This is a genomic window from Clostridium budayi, from assembly GCF_055396605.1.
Window position 1 is genome coordinate 528138 of sequence record NZ_AP042456.1, and the last position, 19876, is coordinate 548013.

Sequence of the window (19876 nt, forward strand, 5' to 3'; positions counted from 1 at the left end):
AGGCAGTATTATGGGAATATATGAAGATATAAATAAGATTTCAAAAGAATTACACAAAGATACAGTAGATTTTGCAAAGAGACTTTTAAAGGTACCAGCACTTTCAGGAGATGAAAAAGGAGTTGCTGACCTTTATATTAAAGAAATGCAAGATTTAGGATATGATGAAGTATTTAGAGATGATTTTGGTAATGTTGTTGGAATAATAAATGGAGATGAGGATGGAAGAACGATAATGTATAATTCTCATCTAGACCATGTTGATACTGGAGATTTAAGTGAATGGGGTGGATATGACCCTTATGGAGGAGAAATAGATATCTGCGAGATATTCGATCAAGACCAAATTAAACTAGAAGAAACAGAAGTTATACATGGAAGAGCAGCCGCAGATGTTAAAGTTGGAGGAGCATGCCAAGTTTATTCAGGAAAGATTTTATTAAAGCTTAGGGAAATGGGATATAAATTTAAAGGAAGATATATGTTTACTGGTGTTGTTCTTGAAGAGCCAGCAGAACAACTAGGCATGAAAATGCTTTTAGATAATACATTTAAAGAAAGAGGAATAGAATATGATGGTGTTGTTTCAAGTGAAGCAACTAGTTTAAAATTATATTTAGGACATAGAGGACGTGTAGAATTATTAGTTACAGTAAGTGGTGTAACATCACATGGAAGTGCACCATGGCTTGGAATAAATGCAGTTAATAAATCTACAAAGCTTATAGATAAAATAGAAGAAGTTGTTAGCAAAGAATCTAAGGAAGATGAACATTTAGGAAAATCAAGTATAGCACTAACAATTATTAATTGTACACCAGGTTCTATGTGTATAGTTCCAGATAGATGTTATATAACTTATGATAGAAGATTTGTACCAGGAGAAACTTATGAAGACTGTGTAAATCAAATACAAGGGATAATTGATGAACTTTCTAAAGAGGATAAAGATTTTAGAGCTAAGGTTCAAGTAGCATCAGTTCCAAGAACAACATATACAGGTAAGACAGTAGAAGTTCCAAACATTAAAGAAGCTTGGAAAATTGATAGGGATAGTGAGTTTGTAAAGGCTTGTGCTAAAGCTTTAGAAAATGTAGGACAAGAAGTTAAATATGGATATTGGGACTTTGGAACAGATTTATCTGTTATATCAGGGAGAGATAAAAAGCCTGCTATTGGATATTCTCCAATGCAAGAATTTTATTGTCATAGACCTGTCGATAGGGCAAGATTAGATTTTATGGAGAAAGCATTAGCTGGTAATGTGAGTATATTCTTATCTCTTAGTGACTTAGATAAGAATGAATGTCATATTAAATAATAAGAATGCAATAGGGTATTAACTTTATAGTTAATACCCTTAATTTTTATTGCTTTAGAATATATTAAAAAGGTGTTGGGTAACTTAAATGTGAGGTGATTTTAATGGGAAAAGAAAATTTAGATGTACATAGAAATATTAAAGCAGTAGGGACGTTTACTAAAAATGCCATTAAAGATTTTGAAGAAAATATAGTATCTAAAAAGGATTATTTAGAAGAAGTAGATAAAAATATTAATAATAAAAACTCATAAAGCATAAATGTATAAATTATAAAAAATAGGAGTTATTTTGATTTAAATAGCTCCTATTTTTTTATTGTTAATAAACAATGTACATTTTAAAAGTAATGTGTATTAACAATAAATTTTCTTATATATATGCATCAAAATGAATAAAGTGTGATTAAATATAAATAAAAAAGTAGTTATTTTACGTTTTTAATATAAATATATGAATAAATATGCAATAAACTATTAGATGAATTATGAGGAGGAAATGTTATGAGCGAAAATAATAATCAAAAACTTACTTTAATTTCTTTAATTTTAATGATATTTACATCAGTATTTGGTTTTACAAATATAGCAAGAGCATATTACCTTATGGGTTACTCAGCAATTCCGTGGTACATATTATCTGCTGTAACATTTTTTATACCATATGCATTTATGATGGCTGAATATGGAGCAGCTTTTAGAAAAGAAAAAGGTGGGATTTATTCTTGGATGGATAAATCAGTAGGACCTAAATACGCATTTATAGTTACATTTATGTGGTACGCTTCAAATATTATTTGGATGGTATCAGTATCTTCATCAATTTGGGTTCCATTATCTAATCTTGTGTTTGGAGCAGATAAAACATCAACATTATCAATTTTCGGAATGAGTGCACCACACACTATGGCGTTACTTGCAGTTATATTACTTTTAGTAATTACATTTACAGCATCAAAAGGACTAAATAAAATTACTAAATTCACATCAATAGGTGGTGCTTTTTCAGCTTTTGCCAATGTAATTCTCTTTATACTTTCAATTGTAATACTTGCTTTAAATCATTTTAAACTAGCTACACCAGTTAGTGCTGAAGCATTTACTAAATCACCAAACCCAGCTTATCAATCTCCACTTGGAATATTAGGATTTTTAGTATTTGCAATATTTGCTTATGGTGGAATAGAAGTTATAGGTGGATTAGTTGATCAAACAAAAAATGCAGAAAAAACATTCCCAAAAGGAATTAAAATTTCAGCTATAGTTATAGCAACTGCATATTCTGTTGAAATTTTATGCGTAGGATTCTTTACAAACTGGAATGTTACATTAAATGATAAAACAGTAAATATGGCAAATGTAGCATATGTAGTTATGGGGAACCTTGGATACTCATTAGGACAAGCTCTTCATTTAGATCCATCAACATGCCATATACTATATAGCATATTTGCAAGATTTATTGGACTTTCAATGTTCTTAGCTTTAATGGGAGCTTTTGTTACAATAGTATACTCTCCATTAAAACAACTTATAGAAGGAACTCCAAAGGAAATATGGCCTAAAGTATGGATTAAATTAGACAAAAATAATATGCCTAAAAATGCAATGATAATACAATGTTTAATAGTAATAGCAATAGTTTTAATAACATCATTTGGTGGAGAATCAGTTTCTAAGTTTTTAAATTATTTAATACTAATGGGAAATGTTGCGATGACAATACCTTATATATTTATAGCATTAGCCTTTATTTCATTTAAGAAAAATAAGAATATAGAAAAGCCATTTGTAATATATAAGAGTAATAAATCAACTTTAATATGGACAGCAATTATTGTTATAACGGTTACCTTTGCAAACATATTTACAATAATACAGCCTATAATAGACTCAGGAGATTATGTAGCAACAATATTCCAAATAGCAGGGCCAATAGTATTCGGAGGAATTGCATTAATTCTTTATAATAGATATGAGAAAAAGAAAAACACTATAATTATAGAAGAAGTAGAAGAAATAGAAGAGATAGAAAAATAGAATAAATATTAAAATAAAAAGGTTATTTAAAATAACCTTTTTTCTATGTAATAAAGTTTAGCACAATTTATAAAATGTAAATAAAATTTAAATAAATATCCAATATATTCTTAAAATGTTAATATTACTGGAAGGGAAAATACATTAAAATATTAAATAGAGATTAACATAAGAGATAAAAATTAGGGGGAACGCAAATGAAGAGTAAGAAGATAGCTGCAGTATTAATTGCAAGTGGTGTTATATGTGGTTCAATATTATTATCACCAGCAACATCAACTTTTGCTGATACAAGAAATAATTCTAAGGATACTAATTATACACAAGATATAAATAGTAAAAGTCAGGATAAAGATACAAAAAAAGAAGTAGTTACAGAAGAAAAAGATTCATCTACAAAAGCAAAAGAACCAGTAAAAAAAGATGTACAAGATACTACTAAAACTAAAAAAGATGGACAAGAAGATACAGCTAAAGCTAAAGATGAACCTAAAAAGGAAACTGTAAAGGAAGTTAAAGAAACAAAATTCCATTCTAAACTTCAAGAGAATCTTTATAACTATATGATGGATCCTAATCACCAAGAATCAGTTCATTTAAAAGCAATAGAATTACATAATGGAGATACAAGAAACAATTGTGTATTTTTCACTTCAGAAGCGTTAAGAAGGGTATCAGTTGATATTCCAAAAAATATATCATATACAACTAATTTAGAAAAAGAGTTAGTTAAGAGAAATTGGGGTAAAGTAAAAGACTTAAAGAAATTAGAACCAGGAGATATTTGTTTTGCTGGAGAAACTCACGTATATATATTCATGGGATGGGCAAACAAAGAAAAGACAGTAGCTTATATAGTTGATAACCAAAAAGCAAGATTTGGATCAACTTACCATGAAAGACAATTATATGATGCACCAGGTATAGATGCAACTACGCATTTTTATGAGTATTTAGGACAAGATATTAAAAAAGAAGTATCTAAAGGAAAAAATAAAGTAATAAAAACTGGTGTAGTTAAAGTAAATACAGCATTAAATGTAAGAAGTGCTGCATCAACAAATTCAGAAGTTATAGGAACATTAACTAATAATACTAAAGTATATATAACAGGAGTAGATGGAGACTTCTATAGAATTAACTACATGGATGAAAGTGGATATGTTTATAGTGGATATATTAAGAATGTAGCAGTAGTTAAAGATGAAACAAAACCAGTTAAGAAAAAAGATAAAGATAAAACAGAAAAACAAGAAGTTAAAAAAGATGACACTAAAAATAAAGAAAAAGATAAGGTAAAACCAGAAACAAAACCAGCAGTTAAACCAGAAATAAAACCAGAGACAAAGCCGGCTACTAAGCCAGCAGTTAAACCAGAGGCAAAACCTGTAGTTATAAAGGCGAAGGTAGGAACTATTAATGTTCACACATATCTAAACGTAAGAAGTGGAGCTTCAACTAGAACAAGTATAATAGGGTCATTGGGAAGAAATGCAAAGGTAACTATTAAAGGAGAAGAAGGAAACTTCTTTAAAATAAATTACAATGGAAGAACTGGATATGTATCAAAAGATTACGTAAGGGTAAGTTATGATACAAAAACTATATACCAAAATGTTACTAATGAGAAGCCGAAAACTAATAATATAAATAATAACAGCAAAAAAATAGGTATTATAAATGTTAACACATACTTAAATGTAAGAAGTGGGGCTTCAACTAGAACAAGTATAATTGGGTCATTAGGAAGAAATGCTAAAGTAACTATTAAAGGAGAACAAGGAAACTTCTATAGAATAGACTACAAAGGAAGAACTGGATACGTATCAAAAGATTATGTATCAGTAAAGAAAGCTTCAAATAGCACTAGAAGAGTAAATAATAGCAATAATAAAGGTAACACTCAAAACTCTACAAAAGTAAGCAATAATACTAAGAGAACAGGTATAGTTAGAGTTAATAATTCATTAAATGTAAGAAGTGATGCATCAGTTAGAAATAGCGTAATAGGATCATTAGGAAGAAATGCTAAAGTAACTATAACAGGAGAAAAAGGAAACTTCTATAGAATAGACTATAAAGGAAGAACTGGATATGTATCAAAAGATTACGTATCAGTAACAAATGGATCAAATAAAAGTTCAAATATTTCAAAGAATGAATTAAGAATAAATGCAAATTCAGGATTAAGAATGAGAAGTGATAAAAATACACATTCTAGAACTATAACAGTTATTCCTAATAAAACTGTAGTTAAAATGCTTAAAGAATCAAATGGATGGTATAGAGTTAATTATGCCGGACATACAGGATGGGTTTCTGGAGACTACGTAAGTAGAGTTTAATATATAGAGAAGGGGTTGTAGCACTAAAAAATTAGTGTACAACCTCTTTTGAATATAATTTATATTTTTCTTTAGAGTGTATATGCTTAATTTTTATAGATTTAAAAGAAAACTTAATTAAAAAAGTAGTTACTTGAAATAATAAATGTTTTTAATATATAGTAATAATAGTATTATAAAGTTTGGAGGTATGAGAATATGTCAGTAAAAATGTTACACACTTGTATAAGAGTAAAGGATTTAGATGAATCATTAAAATTTTATAAGGAAGCATTAGGTCTTATTGAAACTAGAAGAAAAGACTTTCCAGAGCATAAATTTACTTTAGTTTATTTATCAGATAAGGAAGGTGGATATGAGTTAGAACTTACTTATAATTATGATGTAGAAAAACCTTATGAATTAGGAAATGGATTCAGTCATACTGCAATTGGAGTAGAGAACTTAGAAGAAATGAGAGAAAAACATAAAGCATTAGGTTATAAAGTAACAGATTTAAAAGGATTGCCAGGAGAAGCTCCTAAGTATTATTTTGTAACAGATCCAGATGGATATATGGTAGAGGTTATAAGATTATAGTTTGTTAAGTTAAGGAAAAAATAATTTGAATTTAATATAGAATTTAGAGAACAAGCCCTAGAAGTTAGTCTAGGACTTGTTTTTTTGAATAAAAAAATATAGGTTAAACAAAATATATAGTAATGACAAAAAATACTTTTTATTTAAATAGATCAAATTACAAATTTAATCAAAATGTAATAAATTTTGTTATATTTGTAAAGAATAATATTGATTTTGATTATGTAATTATTTTCTAGAATTAATAGGCAAAAAGGGGATAAAAGAGAAAATGTGTGGATTTTTACAATTATTTAAGAAATCAATAGAGGAGTCGGATATTTGTGCTTGTAGAAAGGGTGCAAAAGAAATAGTACATAGAGGACCTAATGATACTAAAGAAATAATTCATGAAAATGCTCTATTTATTTTTAATAGATTAAGTATTATAGATATAGAAAATGGAGCACAACCATTTAATTATAAAGATAAATATACAATAGTTTTTAATGGTGAGATTTATAATTATAAAGAACTTAGAGAAGAACTTATTAAAGATGGATATGAATTTAAAACTAATTCTGAAATAGAAGTTATAGCATCTTTATATGACAAGATGGGAAGTGAACTTGTAAATAAACTTAGAGGAATGTTTGCTATAGTTATATATGATAAAGAAAATGAAAAGATAACAGCTTTTAGAGATTACTTTGGAATTAAGCCATTATATTATATGAATATAGATGGAGGATTATATTTTGCATCAGAGCTTAAAGCTTTAAAAGAAATATATTCTAACTTAACATACAGAAATAATCTACTAGGTGAATATGCTACATTCCAGTACATACCTTCAAATGATAGTATTTTTGAAGAAATTAAGATGTTACCACCAGGACATACAATTGAAAAGAAACTTAATAATACTGAGAAAATATATAGGTATTTTGATGTAACATTTAATGAAAAAGAGCATGATAAAGAAGAATTAAAGAAAAATATAAAAAAGGTTATTAAAGATTCTGTAAAAATGCATTTAGAAAGTGATGTACCTGTTGCAACTTTCTTATCAAGTGGAATAGATTCATCTATAATAACTAAAATTGCAAGTGATATAAATCCTAATATAGTATCTTATACAATTGGGTTTGATATAGATGGATATGATGAAACAGAGCTTGCTAAAAAGTTTGCTAAAGATATAGGAATTAAAAATGTAAGTATAAAACTTAATTATAAAGATTATGTAAGGGAATTACCTAAAATAATATATCATATGGATAGCCCAATTGGAGATCCTTCAATAATACCTTTATATCATATATGTAAGGAAGTAAGTAATAAATATAAGGTAATATTATCTGGAGAAGGCTCAGATGAATCCTTTGGAGGATACAATATTTATACAGAGGATGAATCTTTAAAGATGTTTAAATACATTCCAAAATGTATAAAAAGTGCATTAAGAGGAATGGCATCAACAATCCCAGATACAGTTAAAGGTAAAAGTTTCATTATAAGAGGAACAACTCCTTTAGAAAAAAGATATGTAGGTAATGCAAATATATTCAATAAGAATGAAAAAGCCAAAGTATTTTATGGATATGATAAATCAAGAAATGACCTACAGCTTACAGAGAATTTATTTAAAGATGTTAATAAGTTTGATAATGTAATAAAAAGACAGTATATAGATATAAATACTTGGCTTGTTGGAGATATTTTAACTAAGGCAGATAGGATGTCTATGGCAAATTCTTTAGAAATTAGAGTTCCTTTTGTTGATAAAGAAGTATTTAAATTAGCTTCAACATTAAAGAAAGAAGATAAGATTAAAGGATTTACAACAAAATTTATGCTTAGAGAAGCATTTAAAGATGAATTGCCAGATTATTTATATGATAAGAAAAAGCTTGGATATCCAGTTCCAATAAGAGTATGGCTTAAAAATGAGCTTTATGACTGGGCTTATAATATAATAGATAAAAATCCAGTAAAGGAAATAAATAAAAATGAGATACTATCCATGCTAAAAAAACATAAAGAGGGAGTATATGATTACTCAAGAAAGATATGGAGCATGATAGTATATATCTTATGGTATAGATTATATGTTGATAAAACTTTAGATAAAGATTTTATTTTTGAAGTTTAAAAAAAGTAATATTAAATAATAAAAGACCTAAATTTATTTAGGTCTTTTTGTTTTAAGGATAATTATTTTATATATCAAATTATAGATATAAAGTTTAAGCTGTAGGTCTTTCTTTTAATTGCTTTCTATCATTAAAGAAATCTTTGTATGAAAAGTAAGTTGCAATTAAAGTTGAAATTGAAGCTGATGATAAAATCATAAAAGTAACCATTATTTGAAATTTAATTGCAGTTAATGGAGAAGATCCAGCAAGTATAAGACCTGTCATCATTCCAGGTAATGATACAATACCAAGAGTTTTAGCTGAATCAAGGGAAGGGATTATAGCCATTTTAATACTTTCCCTAACAATGTCTTTAGATGCAACATTTATATCAGCACCTAAAGAAAGTTTAACTTCAACTTCACTACGTCTTGTTTTAAAGCTTGTACGTAAATTTGTATAACTAAGTCCTATCGCTATCATTGAATTAGAGACAATCATTCCTGCAATAGGTATTATATCGTTTGGCGTATATGATATTGCACCTGAAAGCACTAAAACAAATAAAGTTATAAATGCACCTATAATTAATGAAATAAATGATATTAATACTACATTTTTAATTCCTTCACCTCTTTTTTTAGTGTTAAAGGCAGCATTAAAGATCATAATAAGAACTAAAACTGTAGTTAATATAGAATTTCTAACATTAAATACCCATTCTAAAATATAACCAACTGCAACTAATTGAATAATTGCTCTTAACATACTTATTATAAGTTCTTTTTCTAGATGTAATTTCTGTTTATAAGAAATTGCAATTGGTATTATTAAAAGAAATGAGGCTATTATTAAAGAAAATATACTCATAATTATAAAGCCTCCTCTTTTATAATTTCACCAAGAGATACGGTTAATCTCTTATTAAATATTCTGTTACTTTGATTAAGATTATGAGTAACCCAAAGCACAGTAACACCTTTTAAATTTAAACTTTTAATAATATTTTCTACTAATTCAGAATTCTTAGGATCTAGAGCCGAAGTTGCTTCGTCTAATAGAAGAATCTTTGGTGTAAATATTAAATTACGAATTAAAGAAATCCTTTGTTTTTCTCCACCAGAAAGATTAGTTATGTCTTTATATAAATAATCTTTAGAAAGATTAAATTCATCTAATAAAGAAATAACCCTATTCTCATCAAAATCTTTTTTACGAATTTCAAATGGAAATTTTAAATTATCTAAAACTGTATCACCAAATAAAATAGGCATTTGAATACAATAGCTTATTTCACGTCTAAGCATAATCAAATCATAATCATAAAAGTCCTTTGAATCAAAAAATATATTACCACTTGTTGGTGAAACTAAGGAAGAGCAAAGTTTAAGCAAAGTACTTTTACCACTTCCTGAAGGTCCAATTAATGATATACAATCACCTTTAAATATTTCTAAATTAATATTCTTTAAAATATCTGTATTATCTAGTTTATAGCTAACATTATCTAATTTTAATATACTCAAGTTATATCACCCCCATAAGATAATTATACTTAAGGTTTAATTAAATAAGAAATAAGATTAAGCTACTTAAATAGCTTTTTAGCCCTATAAGAGCTAAGTAATACTAATAATATAAGAATTCCTTTTAATATGCTAGTTATACTAACAGCCCACCATACACCATCTATTCCTAAAACATCAGGTTTAGATAAAATATAAGCTAAAGGAACTCTAGCACCAGTTAAGGCAATACTTATAATAGAAGGTATATAAGTTTTTGAAAGTCCATTAAATACTCCTGCTGTAGTTATTTCTATACACATAAATATTTGAGAATATCCAAGTATTTTAAGGTAAGAAGTTCCTTGAATTATTGCTTCTTGTTCAGGAATAAAAATAGAGAATACATGATCTCCAAAGAATATAAGTAATATAGAAGCTATTACCCCTACAAATAAAGCAAGTCCAAGAATTGCTTTATAGCCTTTTGTTATTCTTTCATATTTCTTTGCACCAAAGTTTTGTCCAACAAAAGCACCTAAAGCTACAGCGAGTCCCTCTGTTGTCATCCAAGAAATAGATTCTATTTGAGAACCAACCTTTTGAACGGCTATAGGAACAGGACCGAAAACTGCTATAATTCTACCAAGTATCATAGAGAATATAGTAAATAAACCACTGTGACAAGCTGAAGGAATACCAATTTTGCATATAGTTTTAATATACTTTATGTTAAAATCTTTGAATATGTTTACCTTTAAGAAAGAATATTCACTTTTTAAAATAGCAAATAAAAACAATGATGAAACAACTATTTGTGCAATGACAGTAGCAATAGCTGCACCAAGTACTCCAAGACCTTTAAAAGATCCTATTCCTAAAATTAATAATGGGTCTAATATTATATTAACAATAAGACCACATGTATTTATGTAAAAAGGAGTTTTACTATTTCCAGATCCATTAAATATAGCAGTAAATACAGGGTTAATAAAATAAAATGGTAGTCCAAAAACTATAGCTATTAAATAAGTTTTTGCCATATTAATAACTTCTGTATCACCTAAGTTAAAAAATCCAATAAGTGGACCATTGAAAAGTAACATAACTAAAGAATAAATAATAGATAAAGCTATATTTATTTGAATTGCTGCATTAACATAATTTTTAGCAGCTTTATAATCTTTTCTACCAATACTTTGAGAAACTTTTATTTCTGCACCCATCTTAGAGATTATTACAAATGCCATGGCAAACCATGTGAAAAATCCAGCTGTACCGACAGAAGCAACAGCAGAGCTTCCAATTCTTCCAACCCAAATCATATCAATCATATTATAGGCCATTTGAATAAAAGATGTTCCCATTATTGGGAGTGATAGTGCAATTAATTTTTTTATAATATTACCCTCTGTTAAATCTAATCCATTTTTCATTTAATACATTCACCTCCAAAATATTCAAAACAAACTATATTATAACTTTCTGATTAATAAATTAGCAATAATTTATTCAAAATTTATTAATAAAACTATCTTTTATAACATAGCGAAAAATGGGGTAAAAAGTCGAAGAATTTTTAGTGACAAAAATGACTTTTAGTCATAAAATTTTAGTAAGGTTAGTATTATTTATTATTAGGAGGGAGGATTGTAGAGATGAAAAAGTTTAGTAAGTGGATATCTAAACACAACAAGATTGTATTAATAATAACAGTTATACTTTTAGTACCATCAATATTTGGATTTATAAATACAAGAATAAACTATGATATTTTAAGTTATTTACCACAAGAATTAGAGTCTGTTAAAGGGCAAAATATACTAGAGGATGTATATTCAGATGCTGCAACAGGTCTTTTAATTATAGATGGTATGAAAAGTAAGGATATTGTAGATATAAAAGAAAAAATTAAAAAAGTAAATGGAGTAGATGATGCCATTTGGATAGATGATGCATTAGATATATCTATTCCAAAAGATATTTTACCAGATGCTATTAAAAATCAACTTTTTAGTGGCGACTCAACAATGTTAATTATAAAGTATAAAGGTTCAACAGCAGATGAAAGTACGTTAAAGGCAATTGGAGAGATAAAAACTATAATGAACAAACAATGTTTTTTAAGTGGTATGTCTGCAATAATGGAAGATACAAAAAATCTAGCAGATAAAGAAGCTCCGTTTTATGTTGCTTTAGCAGTATTTATATCTCTTATTATTTTAATATTAACTATGGAATCTACAGCAGTACCTGTAATATTCTTAATTTCTATAGGAATTGGAATTCTATTTAATATGGGTACAAATATTTTCTTAGGAGAGATTTCATATATTACAAAAGCATTAGCCGCAGTCTTACAGCTTGGCGTTACTATGGATTATTCAATTTTTTTGATGCATAGGTATGATGAAGAATTACTTAAGCATGAGGAAAAAGAAGATGCAATGGCGCAAGCAATTTCTAGTACAATGTTATCCATATCAGGATCATCACTTACAACAATTGCTGGATTTTTAGCACTTTGTGCAATGGATTTAACTCTTGGAACAGATATTGGTATCGTAATGGCCAAAGGAGTTATTATTGGAGTTATTACAGCAGTTACAGTATTACCAGCATTAATATTAACCTTTGATAAATTAATTCATACATTTAAGCATAAAACAATTATTCCAAACTTTAATAAGTTATCAAAAGTAGTAACAACTCATTACAAAGTAATAATAGCAATATTCTTCATTCTTTTAATACCAGCAATATACGGTTCAAATCATACAAAAGTTTACTATAACTTAGATAAAACATTACCTAAAGATATGCCATCAATTGTAGCAACAAATAAGCTTAAAGATAAATTTAATATGATGACAACACATTTTATATTAGTAAAAGATGATATAAAACCATATAAGGCAAAAGAAATGGAAGAAAGAATTGAAAAAATAGATGGAATAACAAATGTTATAGGTTATGACAAGATACTAGGACCTGCAATTCCAGAAGAATTTATACCAGAAAATATAAGAAATATTTTTAAAAGTGGCGGATATAATTTAATTCTTGCAAACTCACAGTATAAAGCAGCAACTGATGAAGAGAATAATCAAATTGATAGTATAAACGAGATTATTAAAGAATATGACCAAAATGGAGTAGTTGCAGGGGAAGGAGCCTTAACTAAAGACTTAATAACAACATCAGATAGAGATTTTAAGATGGTTTCTCTATATTCAATAATAGCAATATTCTTAATTATATTAGTAGTATTTAAATCAATATCAATACCGGTTTTATTAGTTTCAGCTATAGAGTTCGCTATATTTATAAATATGGGAATACCATATTTTACAGGAACAACAATACCATTTATAGCAAGTATAGTAATTGGAACAATTCAACTTGGAGCTACAGTAGATTATGCAATACTTCTAACATCAAGATTTAGGGAAGAACTTAGAAATGGACATGAAAAGCATGAAGCAATTTTGATAGCTGTAGAAGAATCAGCAAAATCAATTGTTACATCAGGGCTTACATTCTTCGGAGCAACAGGTGCAGTAGCATTAGTTTCTGATATGGCTCTTATAAAAAGTTTATGTTTCTTAATATCAAGGGGAGCAATAATAAGTATGGCAGTTATACTTTTAATATTGCCATCATTTTTACTAGTTTTAGAAGGCCTAATAAACAAGACATCAATAAAGTGGAAAGTTAACTAGATTTAAAGGAGAGGTGAAGTATAATGTATAAACCAATGTCTAAAAAAGTAGTAGCTTTTGTTTTAATTGGAAGTATGTTAGGAACAACAATTGCAAGTGCTAGTGAAATAAATAAAGACGAATCTGTATATGTAAATTTAAATTCAGAAGGTAAAGTTACAAAAGAAACAGTAACTAACTGGGTTCATACAGATGAAGGAGATTTAAATATAAATGATAAATCATCTTTAAACAATATAGAAAATATAAAAGGTGATGAAGATCCAGCTAAGGATGGAGAAAATCTTAAATGGAATATAAAAGGGAGTGACTTATATTATAAAGGAGAAACTAATAAAGAACTTCCTATAGATGTTAATATCAAATATTATTTAGATGATAAAGAAATAAAAGGTGAAGATTTAATAGGTAAATCAGGAAAGTTTAAAATTGAGATGGAACTAAAAAATAAAAGTTCTAAAGAAGTAGATATTAATGGAGAAAAAAGAAAAATATATACACCAATAATAACAGCTTCAGTAGTAACACTTCCTGTGGGTAAATTTAAAGATATAAAAGTAAATAGTGGAGAAATAATATCAGAAGGAAATAATAATATAGTAGCATTTGCATCAGTTCCAGGTTTAAAGGAAAGTCTTAACTTAAAAGATAATACATTAGATTTAGACCTAGAAGAAAAACTTGTAATTGAAGGAAACGTAGAAAATTTTGAATTAGGACCAGTAATGATTACAGCAACATCACAAATGCCAGATTTAGATAAATTAGAAAAGAGTGATTCATTAGATAAAGTTATGGATGCATTAGGTGATTTAAAAGATGCATCTAGTAAATTACTAGATGGTACAAATCTTTTATCAAGCGGGATAAATGAAGCTAAAGGAAAGCTTGATCAAGGAAAAGCAGCATTTAATAATAATTTAAAAGAAGCTATGAGTTTATTATCATCAGATCAAAAGGTGAAAATGGCAAACAAATTGATTGAAGATGCTTATTTTGCAAAAGATTTAGATACAGCAAAGCTAAAAGAAATATTATCACTATTAACAGACGAAAATATAAATGAAGCAAATAAACTAATAAAAGATGGACAAGGAATAATGGAGCATAAAGAACTAATAGAAAGCTCTGTAAATGTATTTAAAGGCTTAGCAAATGATAATAATTTCAACAAATTATTAAATGATGTTTCAAGTTTAAAAGGAAAATACGATAAGATAGATGATGCTACACTTAAAAAATTAGAAACTTTAATGAATACTTTAAATAAAAATAATCTTACAAGTATGCAAAGTTTAGTTAGAGGAATGATTAGTTTAAAAGGTGATTTTACTCCAGTAGATAATGTTATAAAAAGTGGAATAAATAGTGCACCTGGTGGAAGCATGGAAGAAAAGGGTAGCAATTTCATAAAAGGATTAAATGCAAATCTTAATAAAACTACATCAATATTAAGTAATGAAAATTTAAATGAAATAAATGGAATGAAAAATGATGTTTCAGTATATGGATCAAGCTACTTAATAATGAAGGGTATTATAGCAAGTGATATGAAAAATGGAACATCTCTAAATGAAAGTAAGGCTAATATTAATAAGAGCATAGATGAAGTATACGGAAGTAATGGGGCAGCCCTTAAAAATATAGTAAATAGCTTTAGTGAAAAAGACTTTACTCAAGGTAGCATAGCAAGTGATGTAAATAAGATAAGTAAAAATGGTGAAAAGTTTAATTCACTTATGAATGATATTAAAGGATTAAAAGGACTTGAACCAATAATTAAAGCTACAACAAGTGTATTATCTAAAAATGGAGAAGCAGAAAAAATAGCTAAAGTATATAGTGGATTAAATAACGAACAAAATAAAAATACTATTAATGGACTAGCAGAAGGATTCTTAAGCTTAAGTGAAAAAGATATAAATGAATTAATGACACTAAAAGATAGTATAAATGAAATACAAAAAGATATAGAAAATAATAAATCAAATATTGAAGCTATAAATAAAATGGCAGAAGGATTAAAGGGAAATCCTGATTTAGTTGAAAAGCTAAATACATTCTCTAAAGACTTAAAAAATAGCGATAAACTTATAAATGATTTGAATAAAGTCATATCTCAAAGTGGAGATTCAAAAGATATAAATCAAATAAAGAAATTAGGCGAACAATTACTTTCAATGCAACAAGATTTAAAAGACGGTGAAGACATTTTAAGAATAACAAAAGGCGCTTTAGAAGAGAATAATATAAATCGTGCAAGAGAACTTGTAAAGGCACTTCCAACACTTGAAGCTGGAGTTGATGCTTTAGCAAAAGGAAGTACTGAGCTTAATGACGGAATGAAAGAGTTCAATAAAGAAGGTATCAATAAACTTTATGATACTGGAGAAAAGGGAAAAGAAGAAGTAGATAAACTATTAGCTGCTAAAGATGAACTTGTAAAAATGTCAAAAGAATATGATACATTTACAGGTAAAGATGAAAAGATGAATGGTTCAGTTAAGTTTATAATGAAAACAGATGAACTGAAAGCTAAAGAAGAAACAAAAGAAAGTGTAGAGGAAGAAGAAAAAGGTGGATTTATTAATTGGATAAAAGAAGTCTTTAGCAAAATATTCGGATAAAATAAATAAGAGTTAATATAATATCGGATACTAAGTATATAGTATACTTAATATCCGATTTTTTGTTTATATAAGTATTAAGTTATCTTTATATATTGTTATAAGAAACTTTAAAAAATTGTATTTATTTTATGATATAAATGGTAGTATTGAGAACTATATAGGAAGAAGGAAGTAATATGGAAAGTGAACAAGAGATAAATGCCAAGGTACTGATAGGTAAATTAATATTATTGATAGCAATAATAATATTTATATCAATATTTTCTAGTATTTTTGGATCCGATAATACATTAATAGGTGTAGTTATTATAACCGCAATATTAATGTTTAGTTCAATGAATTTAAGTTTAGAATTTAAAGATGCTATTTTAGGTATAATTGTATTTTTTTCAGCTATGGGGATAACATCTTATTTTATAAAATATCATCCTTATATAGGAATAGTAATAGACTTTATATTAGTATTTTTAATGACATATATATTTTCTATTGATATGAAGAAAAAGCTATATTTACCATTTATTCTTTGTTATGTATTTTTGCAAGGAAGTCCAGCAACTGATAGTGAACTACCTACAAGAGTTATAAGCCTTTTTATAGGTGGAGCATTAGTTGCAATTATTTATTATTTAACACATAGAAAAGCAGAGGAAGAGGATAGAAGAACAATAAAAGATATGTTATCAAATATTGATATACATTCACTTCAAACTAATTTTTCTCTTAGAATGGCAATTGGAATAACTATTGCTATTTTTATAGGAACTATATTTGATTTTACTAAAGGTATGTGGATTACATCAACAGTATTGTCATTAACTCAGCCATATTATAATGATATAAAAGAGAAGATTGGACAGAGATTAGTTGGAACAGTGATTGGAGCAATAATATTTATAATATTATTTAATTTCTTAATTCCAAAATCTTTAGATTCTATTGTACTTTTAGTTATTGGATATATTTATTCATTTATAAAGCCATATAAAATTCAAATGATATTTGTAACATTAAATTCATTAGCAGCAGCTATGATCTTATTTGATACTTCAATATCAGTTCCTATGAGAATATTCTTTGTAATAATTGGGATTGTAATTGCAGTATTAGTAAATGGACCTATATGTAAAATATATGAGAATACACATAAAGAACAAATTCATTAATAACTTATAATAAAAAAACTGCTTAATAAATACTTTTTAGTATATATTGAAGCAGTTTTTATAATTTAATCATTTATATATTCTAGAATATCACCTGGTTGACAATCAAGTTCTTTACATATAGCTTCTAATGTTGAGAAACGAATAGCTTTAGCCTTATTATTTTTTAATATAGAAAGATTCGCATTAGTTATCCCAACTTTTTCAGCTAAATCTTGAAGGGAAATTTTCCTCTTAGCCATCATTACATCTAAATTTATTACTATTGACATCTAACATCTCCCTTTCGTTATATTGTATAATCATTTTCTTCCTTATATTTAATAGCTTCTTTAAAAACAGCAGCTAAAATTAATATAAAAATTCCAGCTAGAAAGAAAATAATAGGTTCAGTATCAGTATGAATAAAATTGCTATCTACATAGATAAATTTATAAATATGATTTTTAAAATTAAAAAGAATATTTGCTAAATAACAACCTGTTACTATAAAGCACTCTACTGATATTTTATATAATGATTTTACATTACTCAATACAAAAGGATTACTTTTTATAATAGTTTTAAGAATCTTTTTCAAATCAAAAACTATTAAGAACGTAGATATTATACCAATTGTTAAGATTACTATCATTATAATAGTTTGTGTATTAGAGAGAGTAGAATTATCTTTAGCTTCTACAAAAATAGAATAATATATTTTAGCCGTAATTATAAGGCCCAATACAATTATTACATTTAAAATAATATCTAATGTTTTAGACATGTTTTTACTATAAAATTTCATAACAAGCTCCTTTTAAAAATAATAAGATTAATGTTTAGAATCTAAAGCATCTTTTGCTATACTAGGAATCTTATTAGGATTTACTTCCTCATAAAGTCTAATATCATGAATATCATTATTATCTTTATCACCTAAAACAGCTAGGCTAAGGTAAGCACCTTTTCTTAAATTCTTTTCTGCATAGAATCTTACCTTTGTTTCATCACCATCTTTATTATAAGCAGTTGCTTCATAATAATAAGGCCAAAGATCTCTATTGGGTTCTAGTTTACCATCAGTATTTATTTGAACAAAGTATTCAGAAGTCCCAAATCTCTCCATAAGTGAAGGATTAATTTTTGCTATGACTATTAAGCTAATAAAGGCTACTAAAAAAATACATAATATACTACATATAATTTTATTTTTCTTTTTCAAGAATATCAACTCCTATATTTATGATATTGATATATTATCATACAGCAAAACGTAATTCAATAAAAAATTATTGTTTTTCGATAATAATGAATTGGAAAAGAATAATTATAAAAATAAAAAGCATAGGGAAGCCCTATGCTTTTTTATCTTTTTAGCCAATCGCCTGTATTAACTTTTGTAAGAATATCATCTTTATTATTAATTGATTTATTATTGTATTTATAAAAATAAGCTTTTTCTTTAGAGCCATCGTCTAAAGAAACCTCTACAATTTCTCTTAAGTACTCTGAATTATTGTCATTAGGTTTATAATTTTCAAGTTCATCTAGATTCTCTAATGTACTATTAAAGTTCTTTAAATCCATAAGCTCACCAACTATATTTTCATTTCCATCAATAACAGCAGGATAGCCTTTATTTTCAATATGGAATAGTTCTCCTTTTATAGTACCAGTTTTAAATTCTTTAACTTTGCCTTGAAGTAATTTGTCATAGTTAAACATTCCACTTCTAAGACTTCCATAAACAAATACTTTTTCTATTAGCATATTTCTCCACCAATTGCCTTGATATCTTCATTATATATAGTACAAGCTTCTATAGATAACTCGATTCCTTTAACTATTTGATCTAATGACATAAATGGAGTATTCTTTTTATTTATAACTTGTGATGTTTCATATGGAATGTGGATAAATCCGCTTTTCATATGTGGATATTTTTTATCTATCATATATAGAACACCGTACATTACATGATTACAAACAAAAGTTCCGGCAGTATTTGAAAGGGTACTTGGAATACCATTTTCATTTAAGTGTTTAACAATACCTTTTACAGGTAAGTTTGAGAAGTATGCAGCTTTTCCATCTTCTCTTATAGGTTCATCAACTGGTTGATTACCTTCATTATCTTTAATTCTAAAATCATTTATATTAATAGCAACTCTTTCTGGAGTTATATCAAATCTTCCACCTGCTTGTCCTATGGAAATAACAATGTCAGGATTATGCTTTTTTATAGCTTCATCAATAGCTTGAAGAGATTTTTCATAAACAGTTGGAATTATAAGCTTTATAACTTCAGCGCCATTTATGTTATTTGAAACTTTATTCACAGCTTCTTGTGCTGGATTAATTTTTTCTCCACCAAACGGATCGAAACCTGTTAATAATATTTTCATTGTACATTCCTCCTAAGTTTTCTTTAAATTTTACTCCCTATATGTTTCATAAAAACTATTATTAT

Annotated in this window: 17 protein-coding genes; 9 read left to right on the forward strand and 8 right to left on the reverse strand. The window is 27.1% G+C overall.

Annotation, left to right across the window (positions count from 1 at the left end):
• The first annotated feature begins 10 nt into the window (after positions 1-10).
• The 6 genes from ACZ5TJ_RS02490 to asnB all read left to right on the forward strand — a co-directional run bounded on the left by ACZ5TJ_RS02490 (position 11) and on the right by asnB (position 8418).
• On the forward strand, positions 11-1321 hold the full coding sequence (locus ACZ5TJ_RS02490) for a M20/M25/M40 family metallo-hydrolase (RefSeq protein ID WP_464201066.1): 1311 nt from the start codon (positions 11-13) through the stop codon (positions 1319-1321).
• Between the two features lie 104 nt (positions 1322-1425).
• Positions 1426-1575, forward strand: a complete 150-nt coding sequence (locus tag ACZ5TJ_RS02495) for a hypothetical protein (RefSeq protein WP_464201067.1) — start codon at positions 1426-1428, stop codon at positions 1573-1575.
• A gap of 249 nt (positions 1576-1824) precedes the next feature.
• Complete coding sequence (gene yjeM / locus ACZ5TJ_RS02500; RefSeq protein WP_464201069.1) at positions 1825-3360, forward strand: glutamate/gamma-aminobutyrate family transporter YjeM; 1536 nt, start codon at positions 1825-1827, stop codon at positions 3358-3360.
• 197 nt (positions 3361-3557) lie between these two features.
• Positions 3558-5705, forward strand: a complete 2148-nt coding sequence (locus tag ACZ5TJ_RS02505; protein WP_464201071.1) for an SH3 domain-containing protein — start codon at positions 3558-3560, stop codon at positions 5703-5705.
• 198 nt (positions 5706-5903) lie between these two features.
• Positions 5904-6284 carry a lactoylglutathione lyase gene (gene gloA / locus ACZ5TJ_RS02510; protein ID WP_045724893.1) on the forward strand — a complete coding sequence of 127 codons (381 nt, stop codon included), beginning with the start codon at positions 5904-5906 and terminating at the stop codon, positions 6282-6284.
• A gap of 271 nt (positions 6285-6555) precedes the next feature.
• Positions 6556-8418: an asparagine synthase (glutamine-hydrolyzing) gene (gene asnB / locus ACZ5TJ_RS02515; RefSeq protein WP_464201073.1), complete on the forward strand. Its 1863-nt coding sequence runs from the start codon at positions 6556-6558 to the stop codon at positions 8416-8418.
• A 94-nt stretch (positions 8419-8512) separates the two neighbouring features.
• Here asnB and ACZ5TJ_RS02520 read toward each other — a convergent pair whose 3' ends face one another.
• The 3 genes from ACZ5TJ_RS02520 to ACZ5TJ_RS02530 all read right to left on the reverse strand — a co-directional run bounded on the left by ACZ5TJ_RS02520 (position 8513) and on the right by ACZ5TJ_RS02530 (position 11342).
• Positions 8513-9271: an ABC transporter permease gene (locus ACZ5TJ_RS02520; RefSeq protein WP_464201075.1), complete on the reverse strand. Its 759-nt coding sequence runs from the start codon at positions 9269-9271 to the stop codon at positions 8513-8515.
• 2 nt (positions 9272-9273) lie between these two features.
• Positions 9274-9927: an ABC transporter ATP-binding protein gene (locus ACZ5TJ_RS02525; RefSeq protein ID WP_464201077.1), complete on the reverse strand. Its 654-nt coding sequence runs from the start codon at positions 9925-9927 to the stop codon at positions 9274-9276.
• A 62-nt stretch (positions 9928-9989) separates the two neighbouring features.
• The gene (locus tag ACZ5TJ_RS02530) at positions 9990-11342 is read right to left on the reverse strand and encodes an MATE family efflux transporter (RefSeq protein ID WP_464201079.1); all 1353 of its coding nucleotides are present in this window, start codon (positions 11340-11342) and stop codon (positions 9990-9992) included.
• Positions 11343-11564: 222 nt separating this feature from the next.
• Between ACZ5TJ_RS02530 and ACZ5TJ_RS02535 the strand changes: the two genes are divergently transcribed.
• The 3 genes from ACZ5TJ_RS02535 to ACZ5TJ_RS02545 all read left to right on the forward strand — a co-directional run bounded on the left by ACZ5TJ_RS02535 (position 11565) and on the right by ACZ5TJ_RS02545 (position 17424).
• Positions 11565-13628 (forward strand): efflux RND transporter permease subunit, encoded by a 2064-nt coding sequence (locus ACZ5TJ_RS02535; RefSeq protein WP_464201081.1) that lies wholly within the window; start codon positions 11565-11567, stop codon positions 13626-13628.
• Between the two features lie 23 nt (positions 13629-13651).
• Positions 13652-16255: a hypothetical protein gene (locus ACZ5TJ_RS02540; protein WP_464201082.1), complete on the forward strand. Its 2604-nt coding sequence runs from the start codon at positions 13652-13654 to the stop codon at positions 16253-16255.
• Positions 16256-16434: 179 nt separating this feature from the next.
• The gene (locus tag ACZ5TJ_RS02545; RefSeq protein ID WP_464201083.1) at positions 16435-17424 is read left to right on the forward strand and encodes an FUSC family protein; all 990 of its coding nucleotides are present in this window, start codon (positions 16435-16437) and stop codon (positions 17422-17424) included.
• A gap of 65 nt (positions 17425-17489) precedes the next feature.
• Here the strand turns inward: ACZ5TJ_RS02545 and ACZ5TJ_RS02550 are convergent, their stop codons facing one another.
• The 5 genes from ACZ5TJ_RS02550 to pcp all read right to left on the reverse strand — a co-directional run bounded on the left by ACZ5TJ_RS02550 (position 17490) and on the right by pcp (position 19811).
• Positions 17490-17696: a helix-turn-helix domain-containing protein gene (locus ACZ5TJ_RS02550; protein ID WP_464201084.1), complete on the reverse strand. Its 207-nt coding sequence runs from the start codon at positions 17694-17696 to the stop codon at positions 17490-17492.
• A 17-nt stretch (positions 17697-17713) separates the two neighbouring features.
• Complete coding sequence (locus ACZ5TJ_RS02555) at positions 17714-18211, reverse strand: DUF2975 domain-containing protein (RefSeq protein ID WP_464201085.1); 498 nt, start codon at positions 18209-18211, stop codon at positions 17714-17716.
• A gap of 27 nt (positions 18212-18238) precedes the next feature.
• Complete coding sequence (locus ACZ5TJ_RS02560; RefSeq protein WP_464201086.1) at positions 18239-18628, reverse strand: YxeA family protein; 390 nt, start codon at positions 18626-18628, stop codon at positions 18239-18241.
• A 143-nt stretch (positions 18629-18771) separates the two neighbouring features.
• The gene (locus tag ACZ5TJ_RS02565) at positions 18772-19176 is read right to left on the reverse strand and encodes a gamma-glutamylcyclotransferase family protein (protein ID WP_464201088.1); all 405 of its coding nucleotides are present in this window, start codon (positions 19174-19176) and stop codon (positions 18772-18774) included.
• Positions 19170-19811 (reverse strand): pyroglutamyl-peptidase I, encoded by a 642-nt coding sequence (gene pcp / locus ACZ5TJ_RS02570; RefSeq protein WP_464201090.1) that lies wholly within the window; start codon positions 19809-19811, stop codon positions 19170-19172. Before pcp ends, ACZ5TJ_RS02565 begins: the two co-directional genes overlap by 7 nt.
• Positions 19812-19876 lie beyond the last annotated feature (65 nt).

Bases quoted from the DNA above. Each gene is read 5' to 3' on its own strand.
- ACZ5TJ_RS02490 (WP_464201066.1), top strand. From the start codon at position 11: ATGGGAATATATGAAGATATAAATAAGATTTCAAAAGAATTACACAAA.
- ACZ5TJ_RS02535 (WP_464201081.1), top strand. From the start codon at position 11,565: ATGAAAAAGTTTAGTAAGTGGATATCTAAACACAACAAGATTGTATTA.
- yjeM (WP_464201069.1), top strand. From the start codon at position 1,825: ATGAGCGAAAATAATAATCAAAAACTTACTTTAATTTCTTTAATTTTA.
- ACZ5TJ_RS02565 (WP_464201088.1), bottom strand. From the start codon at position 19,176: ATGCTAATAGAAAAAGTATTTGTTTATGGAAGTCTTAGAAGTGGAATG.
- ACZ5TJ_RS02555 (WP_464201085.1), bottom strand. From the start codon at position 18,211: ATGAAATTTTATAGTAAAAACATGTCTAAAACATTAGATATTATTTTA.
- ACZ5TJ_RS02540 (WP_464201082.1), top strand. From the start codon at position 13,652: ATGTATAAACCAATGTCTAAAAAAGTAGTAGCTTTTGTTTTAATTGGA.
- ACZ5TJ_RS02505 (WP_464201071.1), top strand. From the start codon at position 3,558: ATGAAGAGTAAGAAGATAGCTGCAGTATTAATTGCAAGTGGTGTTATA.
- ACZ5TJ_RS02550 (WP_464201084.1), bottom strand. From the start codon at position 17,696: ATGTCAATAGTAATAAATTTAGATGTAATGATGGCTAAGAGGAAAATT.
- ACZ5TJ_RS02530 (WP_464201079.1), bottom strand. From the start codon at position 11,342: ATGAAAAATGGATTAGATTTAACAGAGGGTAATATTATAAAAAAATTA.
- ACZ5TJ_RS02545 (WP_464201083.1), top strand. From the start codon at position 16,435: ATGGAAAGTGAACAAGAGATAAATGCCAAGGTACTGATAGGTAAATTA.
- gloA (WP_045724893.1), top strand. From the start codon at position 5,904: ATGTCAGTAAAAATGTTACACACTTGTATAAGAGTAAAGGATTTAGAT.
- asnB (WP_464201073.1), top strand. From the start codon at position 6,556: ATGTGTGGATTTTTACAATTATTTAAGAAATCAATAGAGGAGTCGGAT.
- pcp (WP_464201090.1), bottom strand. From the start codon at position 19,811: ATGAAAATATTATTAACAGGTTTCGATCCGTTTGGTGGAGAAAAAATT.
- ACZ5TJ_RS02495 (WP_464201067.1), top strand. From the start codon at position 1,426: ATGGGAAAAGAAAATTTAGATGTACATAGAAATATTAAAGCAGTAGGG.
- ACZ5TJ_RS02520 (WP_464201075.1), bottom strand. From the start codon at position 9,271: ATGAGTATATTTTCTTTAATAATAGCCTCATTTCTTTTAATAATACCA.